The following is an 8072-nucleotide window of genomic DNA, read 5'->3' as shown; positions in this document are numbered from 1 at the left end:
TCCCCGGAGCGTGGTTTCCTGCTTGGCTGACCCGGTAGGCAGGTCCGTTGATCCGTCACCTCCCCGAGGGGCGCGGACCGGACCGGACGGGAGGTCACGTGCACAGCAACCGTTCACCCCACTGGGGATCGGGCCGCGACCGGGTGCCGGCCCGGCGGATCCGGCCACCGCACGGCACCCGGCGGCAGGAACTGCTCGCCGGGTCCCGTGAACCGGTCCGGTCGGGTGGGCCCGGTCAGCCCGCTGACCCCACCAGCCGGCGAAGGCCCACCCCGCTCCGTCGGTTCACCCTGCACCTCGGGTTCGAGGCCGCTGCCTAGGAGGACGCCCGGGAACGGGCGGTCGGCTACGCCGAGGCGCTGTCGCTGTTGTGTCCGGAGGTCGCGTTCGGGGCGGCGGCACTCTCCGTCGCGGAGACCTGGCGGCAACCGGAGCGGCTGTTCTGTGGTGCGATCGGGCCGGACGACGAACGCTGCGTGGACGTGTCAGGTCACCCGGGTTTCCACCACGGCCCCGGTGCGGGCAGCCTGGGTTGGGGGGACGGTGACCGCTCAGGTACCACCGGGTGAGGCATGCCCGGCCCGCGCGCGCCGCCGGTACGACGGGCCAGGTGGTCGTCCCGGCGGGTACGACGAGGCGACCACCTGGGCCCGGCGTCGGGCCGCGCCAGGGTCGGCGCTCGTACGGCGCGGCTCTGTCGGTCGGCTTCCGGGAGAAGCCTCAGTCCAGGTCGAACTCGCCGTCCTGGGCACCGGCGACGAAGGCGTCCCATTCCGCCTGGGTGAAGACCAGTACCGGGCCGTCCGGCTCGGCCGAGTTGCGCATGCCGATCAGGTCGTCGACGAAGGCGACCTCCACCGCGCTGTCGGAATTGTCGCCCTCGGCCCGCTGCCACACGGCACGGGACAGGTCGAAGTCACCCTTGGGGTGCTGCGCCATTACTCGTTCCTCCACTACCGATCGTCCGGGGAAGGCCAGCCGGCTTTCCCCACCGGGCAGGATAAGCGGATGCCGAGCCGGAGCCGCGCAGAGGCTACCGGGCGTGGCGTGTCGATTACCGAAGAGTGGCGTCGCCCCCCGATCCGACGGATCGGGGCGGAGGGTGGCGGCCCGGGAGATCGGCAGCGACCGCAGAGACGGCGGAGCGGACCCCGCGAAAGGTTCGCAGGGCCCGCTCCGCCGTTCGGACCGGTTACGGGGCGACGTGCTGCTTCGCCCAGGTGAGCATGGTGAGGAAGCTGAACGGCGCGGTGTGGTGCAGGTTCAGGTCGTGGCCGGTCTGCGGGACGACGACCAGGTCGAAGCTGGACGCGTTGGAGTGGTAGGCGGCCTCGCTCGCCTGCATGGCCGCCCGGTTGTTGCAGTCGCTGGCGTCCGGCTGGCAGAACAGGAAGTCCTTCTCGCCGATCAGGCTCAGCACCGGGACGGTGATGCCCTGCGTGGACGCAGTCGCCACGGGCGCGCTGAACTGACCGACTGCGGTGAGCAGCATGGGCAGGGTGAAGGTGTCCCGCAGAGCGTAGTCCTCCGTCTTGACCTGCGGGTCGGTGGTGTTCGCGTAGAAGAAGTTGGTCGCGCGCGACACCGCGTCGGTGGAGAGGTAACCGTCGTCGAGGTTGAGCGAGGTGAACTTCGGGTCCAGCGATGCCGGGAACGGAGCGGACCCAGTCGCTGCGGTGTTGCTGACCGGGTGGGTGGCGCCGGTGGCGATGAAGGCGTCGACGTCGTTGTAGGTGGACGCCTCGACCCAGCCGATGGCGGTGCCCATCGAGTGGCCCACCCAGATGACCTTCTCGTAGGCGATCGGGCCGATGTCGCCGGCCCGCAGCTTCGTGATCACGTTGTGCAGCGCGTGGGCCGAGGTGAACACGTCGATCTGGCTGCTGTGCGGGCGCGAGCTCTCGCCGCTGCCGACGATCTCCACGTTGAACGTGGCGTAGCCCGCCCGGTTCGCGTACTTCACGTACGAGTAGATCTGCGGCTGGTACGGGAAGTCCCAGTAGGCCCGGTTGTACGTCGCGCCGTGCACGAGCAGCTGCACCGTCTCCGGGGTGCCCGAGTCGGGCAGGCACAGCTCGCCCACCAGGGTCTGGTCGGCCGGACCGCCGGCGGTCAGCGCGACCGGCACGCTGTACTCGGTGCAGTTGCTCGCCGGTGGCGTCGCGGACGCGGCGCCCGTCGCCGGCACCAGACTCGCGGTCAGCAGCACCAGTGCCGATGCTGCCAGGGCGGGAATTCGGATTTTTCGCAGGATGGTGGAACGTTGCATTGCTGCCTCCGACAATTCAGGTCAAGGAAAGCGCAGAATTGGTGCCACAAATGGGGGGTGACATCCGTAGAGCGAGGCGTATCTGCTGCTCACTATCGCATCGTCCGATGTTGACGACGCAAACTGTGCCGGGCGGCGAGACGTGAAGTCAAGGCAGGTAGAACCATATGGGCCCGGGGGCCCATTCGAATTAGGAAGAGTTATGAAGAGTTGTGCCGGGGTGGTCGAAGGCAGTCAAAAAAAGGGACTGGGCGCCGATGTCGCGGAGCGGTCGTGGCGGCTTCCTCGGCTGCCGGGAATCCTGGACCCCGTCCGGGCGGCTCATCAGGCAGGATGGGCGGATGCCGAGCCTGAGCCGCGAAGAGTCTACCGCACGTAGCGCGCTGATCACGGTCGAGTCCTACACTGTGGATCTCGACCTCACCGCGACCGACCGGTTCCGGTCACGGGTCACCATCGGCTTCCGGGCCACGCCGGGTGGTGCGACCTTCGTCGAGGTCAGGCCGACCCGCCTGCTCGGGGTACGGCTCAACGACCACGCTCTGGACCCGGCCGCGCTGGCCGACAACCGGTTCGCGTTGACCGGGCTGCGCGCCGGGAACGTGCTGACCGTCGAGGCCGAGATGGCGTACTCCAACACCGGTCAGGGGCTGCACCGCTTCACCGATCCCGCCGACGGGCTGACCTACGTCTATGCGATGTCCTTCCTGGACGAGGTGCAACGCATCTTCGCCGCCTTCGACCAGCCGGACCTCAAGGCGCCCCTCACCCTGTCGGTCACCGCCCCTGTGGACTGGACGGTGGTGGGCAACGGTCAGCTGGCGGCCAACCCCCGCCCCGGCCGGTGGGAGTTCGCCCCGACGCCACCCCTGGCCACCTACTTCATGACGCTGATCGCCGGGCCGTACCACGTCCGGCGCGACTCCCACGACGGCATCCCGCTGGCCCTCTACTGCCGCCGGTCCCTCGCCCGGCACCTCGACCGCGACGCCGCCGAGATCCTGGACGTCACCAGACGCTGCATGGACCGGTTCCACGCGCTCTTCGGCGAGAGGTACCCGTTCGGCAAGTACGACCAGGCGTTCGTCCCCGAGTTCGCGATGGGGGCGATGGAGAACCCCGGACTGGTCACGCTCCGCGACGAACTGGTCTTCCGGTCGAAGGTGACCGACAGCCAACGGGAGCAGCGGGCCACCACCATCGCCCACGAGATGGCCCACATGTGGTTCGGTGACCTGGTCACCATGCGCTGGTGGGACGACCTGTGGCTGAACGAGTCGTTCGCCGAGTACCTGGGCACCCGGGTCACCGCCGAGGCGACCCGCTTCGGCAACGCGTGGACCACCTTCGCGATGCGACGCAAGGCCTGGGGGTACGCCGCCGACCAGCGCCCCTCCACCCACCCCGTGGCGCCGACCGAGGTCACCGACGCCGCGCAGGCGCTGGTGAACTTCGACGGCATCTCGTACGCCAAGGGCGCGAGCGCGCTGCGACAGCTCGTCGCCGTACTCGGTGACGACGCCTTCCTGGCCGGACTCCGGGCCCACTTCGCCGCCCACCGGTTCGGCAACGCCACCCTCGCCGACCTGCTCGACGCCCTCTCCGCCGCCAGCGGCCGGGACCTCACCGGCTGGGCCGAGCTCTGGCTGCGCCGGGCCGGGGTGAACACCCTGCGGGCCGAGGTCTCGATCGACCCCGACGGCCGGTACCGGGAGGTGGCCCTGGTGCAGAGCGCACCGGCGGCGAACCCGGTGCTCCGGCCGCACCGGCTGGGGCTCGGCCGGTACTCCACCGCCGGGACGGCCATGGCGGACCGGCTCGACGTCGACCTGCATCCGGCGGTCGACGGGGAACGCACCGTGGTCACCGCGCTGACCGGTACGCCCGCCGCCGCGCTCCTGCTGCCCAACGACGGTGACCTGACCTTCGCCAAGGTACGGCTCGATCCGGCCTCGGCTGCCGCCGCACCGGCGCTGCTGCCCCGGCTGGCCGATCCGTTGGCCCGCGCCCTGCTCTGGGGCGCCACGCTGGACGCGGTCACCGACGGGGAGCAACCGGTGGCGGACCTGGTCGCGCTGATCGGCGCTGCCCTGCCGGTCGAGACCGAGGTGAAGATCGCCGAGGACGTACTGGTACTGAGCCGCGTGCTGATCGACCGTTACCTGGACGCGGCACAGCGCGCCGCCGCGCTCGACCAACTGGCGGAGGCTTGTCGGCACCTGCTCGCCAACGCGCCGGCCGGGGGTTCCCTGCAACTGGCCGCGGTCCGGGGCTTCGTCTCGGCCACCGTCGACGTGCCGCTGCTCACCGGCTGGCTGTCCGGTGGGCGTGCCCCGGAGGGGTTGGTGGTCGACGCCGATCTGCGCTGGCTGCTGCTGCGCCGGCTGGTGGTACTTGGAGCGGCCGGCGAAGCGGCGATCACCGCCGAGTCGGTGGCGGACCGCAGTGCCACCGGCGCGGAACGGGCCGCCGGCTGCCGGGCGGCGCTGCCCGACCCGGTGGCCAAGGCGACCGCCTGGGAGATCGTGACCCGGAGCACCACGTTGTCCAACCGGCTGGTCGAGGCGACCGCCGAGGGGTTCTGGCAGCCCGAGCAGGCAGCGTTGACCGCCGGGTACGTGGAGCGGTACTTCGCGGACATGCCCACGGCCGCGCGGTTGCGTACCCCCTACACCGCGGAACAGGTGGCGGAGCTGGCGTTTCCGCGCTACGCGGTCGACCTGCGGACCGACCGGCTGGCGGCGGCCCTGCTCGCCCGGGACGACGTCACGCCGGGCCTGCGCCGGGCGGTGGCCGACGCGACCGACGACCTCCGCCGGGCCCTCCAGGCCCGCGGACTGGGCAGCCGGCCGCTGCCGGTCACATCCGTACCGGCGGCGCCGGTCGGCGGCTGACTGGGCGGGCCGACGGGGGCGGCCGGACGGGACGCCGGGCGGCATACGATCAACACGTGGAGGAAGACATCCGGCGGATCGGGATCATGGGCGGCACCTTCGACCCGATCCACCACGGGCACCTCGTGGCGGCCAGTGAGGTGGCGGACCGCTTCGGGCTGGACGAGGTGGTCTTCGTGCCGACCGGGCAGCCGTGGCAGAAGGCCGACGAGCCGGTCAGTCCGCCCGAGGACCGGTACCTGATGACGGTGATCGCCACCGCCTCCAACCCCCGGTTCCAAGTCAGCCGGGTCGACATCGACCGGGGTGGACCCACCTACACCGTCGACACCCTGCGCGACCTGCACGCCGAGTACGGCCCGAAGGTCCAGTTGTTCTTCATCACCGGTGCGGACGCGCTGGAACGGATCCTGTCCTGGAAGGATCTGGACCAGATGTTCGAGCTGGCGCACTTCGTCGGGGTGACCCGTCCCGGTTTCGAACTCACCGACGCCCATTTGCCGGCCGACACGGTCAGCCTGGTGCAGGTGCCGGCGATGGCCATCTCCTCGACCGACTGCCGGGCCCGGGTGGCCCGGGGAGAGCCCGTCTGGTACCTGGTGCCGGACGGTGTGGTGCAGTACATCGCCAAGCGTGGCCTCTACCAGCAGTGATCTGTACCCGGATTCTCGTGGGTTTTCGTCCCACTCCGTACCGGTAACGCACCGGTGTGCCGAGTCAGGGCGTCGCCGGGTGTGAGAGGCTAGGAGGATCGCACGGTTGATCGAAGGAGTACGGTGACAGTTTCCGAACGCGCTCTTGAGCTGGCGACCGCGGCTGCCCAGGCCGCCGCCGACAAGAAGGCGCAGGACATCGTCATCATCGACGTGGGCGACCAGCTCGCCATCACCGACGCGTTCCTGCTGGCCGCGGCCCCCAACGAGCGTCAGGTGCTCGCCATCGTCGACGCCATCGAGGAGCGGCTGCTCGGTCTCCCGGAGAAGGCCAAGCCGGTCCGCCGCGAGGGTGAGCGGGGTGGCCGCTGGGTGCTGCTCGACTACGTCGACATCGTGGTGCACGTGCAGCACACCGAGGAGCGCGAGTTCTACGCCCTCGACCGGCTCTGGAAGGACTGCCCGACCATCCCGTTCGTGGACCGGGACCTGGTCGAGGCCGAAGCCGCCAGCGCCGAATGACCCGACTCGTCGTCTGGCGGCACGGCAACACCGACTGGAACGCGGCCAACCGGGTGCAGGGGCAGACCGACGTCCCGCTCAACGCCCGGGGCCACGACCAGGCAGCCGGTGCCGCGCCGCTGCTGGCCGCCCTCCGGCCGGACGTGATCATCGCCAGTGACCTGCGTCGGGCCGCTGACACCGCCGCCGCGCTGGCCGCGTTGACCGGGCTCCCGGTCAGCAGCGACCCCCGGCTGCGGGAGCGGTACTACGGCGACTGGCAGGGGCTGCTGATCGACGAGGTGGCCCAGCAGTACCCGGACGGGTACGCCCGCTGGCGGGCCGGTGACCCCGATCCGGGCTGCGGCATCGAATCCCTCGACGACCTCGGCAAGCGGGTCGGGGCGGCGCTCGCCGACGCCGCCGGGGCGTACCCGGGCGGGACCGTGGTACTGGCCACCCACGGCGGCGCGGCCCGCCAGGGCTGCGGGCACCTGCTCGGCTGGGACAGCGCGGTGCTGCGTACCGTGGGCGGGCTGAACAACTGCCACTGGACCGAGTTGCGCCACGACGACGTACGCGGCTGGCAGTTGCGGGCGCACAACGTCGGGCTGATCATCCAGCCGGCCAGCGGCCAACTTTGACCGTCTGCACCCCGGCAGCGTCCCGGCCGGCGTGTCGTACCGCTGCACCGCAGACGATCACGGGCGACGGCGCAGCGATCCGGCGCCACGATCGGCTACCGTGCCGGGCATGACCGTCGCGGTCGTCACCGACTCCACCGCATACCTGCCCGCCGACCTCGCCGGCTCACGCGGCCTGACCGTCGTACCGCTGACCGTGGTCCTTAACGGCACCGAAGGGCTCGAAGGAATCGAGGTCTTCCCGGCCGACGCGATCCGGGCCCTCGGCGGTAGGCGGGTGTCCGTCAGCACTTCCCGGCCCGCCCCCGAACAGTTCGCGCAGACCTACCGGCGGCTGCTCGCCGAGGGAGCCGACAGCGTCCTGTCGGTGCACCTCTCGGCGGAACTCTCCGGCACGGTCGAATCGGCCCGACTCGCCGCCGCCGAGGTGGGCGGACGGGTCGCGGTGGTGGACAGCCGGTCCACCGGGATGGGGCTGGGCTTCCCGGTCCTGGCCGCCGCCGCAGCCGCCGCCCGGGGCGCCGACCTCGACGGGGTACGCGGAGCCGCGCTGGCAGCCGTCGACCGGACCCGGATGTTCTTCTACGTCGACACGCTGGAGTTCCTCCGGCGGGGTGGCCGGATCAACGCGGCTGCCGCCCTGCTGGGTACCGCGCTATCGGTGAAACCGATCATGCACGTGGTGGACGGGGCGATCGTGCTGCGGGACCGGGTACGCACCGCCAGTCGGGGCCTGGCCCGTCTGGTGGACCTGGCCGTCGAGGCGGCCGGTGCCGACGAGGTCGACGTCGCCGTGCACCACCTGGACGCACCGCAGCGCGCCGACCAGCTCCTCCAGGCGCTCACCGCCCGACTCGGCGACCGGCTGCGGGAGGCGTACGTCTCGGAGGCCGGGGCGGTGGTCGCCGCCCACGCCGGCCCCGGCCTGGCCTGCGTGGTCGTCCACCGGAGGTAAGGAAGGGCCCCCTGTTAACGTTTTCGGTAGGCGGTTTCTGGGGGTCGTCGCAACACCTGATGGCTTATGTGGTTGTCAGTAGATCACGCAGACGCTCGGCTGGGTTGTCCCAGCCGAGCGTCTGTCGTGGGCGGCCGTTGAGTTCCTGGGCGACGT

The 8072-nt window shown here is 71.0% G+C and carries 7 protein-coding genes; 5 read left to right on the top strand and 2 right to left on the bottom strand.

Annotated features, from left to right (window positions below; translation table 11 throughout):
- Positions 1–720: 720 nt before the first annotated feature.
- Both GSF22_RS27265 and GSF22_RS27260 read right to left on the bottom strand, forming a co-directional pair.
- Positions 721–939: a DUF397 domain-containing protein gene (locus GSF22_RS27265; protein ID WP_208816602.1), complete on the bottom strand. Its 219-nt coding sequence runs from the start codon at positions 937–939 to the stop codon at positions 721–723.
- 253 nt (positions 940–1192) lie between these two features.
- A complete protein-coding gene (locus GSF22_RS27260) occupies positions 1193–2209 on the bottom strand; it encodes an alpha/beta fold hydrolase (protein ID WP_208816601.1) in 1017 nt (338 codons plus the stop codon).
- A 401-nt stretch (positions 2210–2610) separates the two neighbouring features.
- Between GSF22_RS27260 and pepN the strand changes: the two genes are divergently transcribed.
- From pepN to GSF22_RS27235, 5 genes are all read left to right on the top strand, one after another.
- The gene (pepN, locus tag GSF22_RS27255; RefSeq protein ID WP_208816600.1) at positions 2611–5163 is read left to right on the top strand and encodes an aminopeptidase N; all 2553 of its coding nucleotides are present in this window, start codon (positions 2611–2613) and stop codon (positions 5161–5163) included.
- A gap of 56 nt (positions 5164–5219) precedes the next feature.
- On the top strand, positions 5220–5816 hold the full coding sequence (gene nadD / locus GSF22_RS27250; protein WP_208816599.1) for a nicotinate-nucleotide adenylyltransferase: 597 nt from the start codon (positions 5220–5222) through the stop codon (positions 5814–5816).
- Positions 5817–5939: 123 nt separating this feature from the next.
- Positions 5940–6338, top strand: a complete 399-nt coding sequence (rsfS, locus tag GSF22_RS27245; RefSeq protein WP_208816598.1) for a ribosome silencing factor — start codon at positions 5940–5942, stop codon at positions 6336–6338.
- A complete protein-coding gene (locus tag GSF22_RS27240) occupies positions 6335–6961 on the top strand; it encodes a histidine phosphatase family protein (RefSeq protein ID WP_208816597.1) in 627 nt (208 codons plus the stop codon). Before rsfS ends, GSF22_RS27240 begins: the two co-directional genes overlap by 4 nt.
- A gap of 109 nt (positions 6962–7070) precedes the next feature.
- On the top strand, positions 7071–7916 hold the full coding sequence (locus GSF22_RS27235; RefSeq protein ID WP_208816596.1) for a DegV family protein: 846 nt from the start codon (positions 7071–7073) through the stop codon (positions 7914–7916).
- Positions 7917–8072 lie beyond the last annotated feature (156 nt).

The organism is Micromonospora echinofusca (genome assembly GCF_017614955.1).
Lineage (GTDB): Bacteria > Actinomycetota > Actinomycetes > Mycobacteriales > Micromonosporaceae > Micromonospora > Micromonospora echinofusca_A.
Note: the sequence above shows the minus strand (reverse complement) of the source record. Positions and strands in the feature narration are given on the sequence as shown.

Bases quoted from the DNA above. Each gene is read 5' to 3' on its own strand.
- GSF22_RS27265 (WP_208816602.1), bottom strand. From the start codon at position 939: ATGGCGCAGCACCCCAAGGGTGACTTCGACCTGTCCCGTGCCGTGTGG.
- pepN (WP_208816600.1), top strand. From the start codon at position 2,611: ATGCCGAGCCTGAGCCGCGAAGAGTCTACCGCACGTAGCGCGCTGATC.
- GSF22_RS27240 (WP_208816597.1), top strand. From the start codon at position 6,335: ATGACCCGACTCGTCGTCTGGCGGCACGGCAACACCGACTGGAACGCG.
- GSF22_RS27235 (WP_208816596.1), top strand. From the start codon at position 7,071: ATGACCGTCGCGGTCGTCACCGACTCCACCGCATACCTGCCCGCCGAC.